General features: G+C 70.2%; 1 protein-coding gene. It reads right to left on the reverse strand.

Annotated elements, in window-relative coordinates:
- A partial coding sequence (locus BGO64_RS13880; protein WP_286700864.1) for a phage tail protein I occupies positions 1 to 1,188 on the reverse strand: 1,188 nt, incomplete at its 3' end.
- Between the last annotated feature and the right edge of the window lie 17 nt (positions 1,189 to 1,205).

A 1,205-nucleotide genomic window follows, 5' to 3' on the forward strand; every position in this document is an offset into this window, starting at 1 on the left:
GTTGTAGGTCAGGGGCGCCTGGGTGTAATCGAGGGCCGCCAGATGGCAGCGGGCCGGAGCCATCTCTGCCAGCAGGCGCCGGATGCGGTTCGCCTGCACGGTAGTGACCGGGCGGGCGAGGATGACGCGATAGACTGCCCACTGGGATGGATCCCCGTGGGGTTCGTTGCCGTTGTAAGCGAGCGTGCCGTCATAGCGGCGGCCCGTGGCGCGCTCGATGATGGTGCTGTCGCCAAAGCCCAGCACGGCCAGCGCCTCCTTGATGGCCCAGGGGGTGCCCTTGCGCTGATGCAGGCGGAACGAGGCGCGGATGAGGGCTCGCTGCTGGTCTTCTGACTCGGCCAGCTCCCACCAATCCACCGACCTTGCCCAGGCGAGCCAGGGCAGCAGCGGGGCGGGGCATGTGTCAGCAAAGCGGGTGGTGGTGATCACCTCCGGTGTCACTGTGCTGGCCAGGGTGGCCGCTGCAAGGTGCTCGAGCCGGGTGGCAGAGGGCGGCAGCAGATCCCGGGTGGTCGGCAGTGGCAGGGGCAAGCGATGCACCTTGGCCGCGCCGAACGTGCAGCCATCAAAGCCCCGAGTGGTCAGGCGCGCGGAGCTGGCCATCGGCGAGAGTGCCGAAGGCTGCAGCGGGGCCGGGACCAGCGCGGCGGTGATGGCGGGATTGCCGGGGAGGGGGACCGCCGGGGCCAGCGGATAGAGGATCCGTGCGTACTTGGCGACGGGACTCCCCACTGCGCCAGTGAACGGGGTCGCGGCCTGAGCCAGTCGGGTGTTGAGCCTTAGGGCACCACTCTGACCATCAGAGAGGGCGCCGACGAGCTGGCGCACTCGGGCGCGGTGGCTGCCAAGGGCGCCAAGATCGAAGCCGGCAGGAGCGATGCGTTGCCCAATGGTCGGCGCCTCAATGGCGTCTGGCTGCATGCTGCCAGCCGCAAGCCTGGCCCTGAGCGTGGCGATGCCCAGCGCACCGGCACTGAGCCCCGGCACACGGACGAGGGGGGTGAGTTCGGCCGCGCCCATGGCGAGCAGATCCCCCAGGCTCCCCACGCTGGCGCGGGCGGTGGTATCCGGGGCGCCATAGGCACCCGCCTCGATGGCGCCGGGTGCGGTGCGATGGGTCAGTTTGCCCGTGCCTGCTGCAAACTGACTGACTCCGGCGGGCCTGGCGCGCTGTAATGCCGCCATGCTGCCGATTGGCCCTG

The sequence above is a fragment of the Aeromonas sp. 62-46 genome (genome assembly GCF_001898585.1).
GTDB lineage: Bacteria > Pseudomonadota > Gammaproteobacteria > Enterobacterales > Aeromonadaceae > Aeromonas > Aeromonas caviae.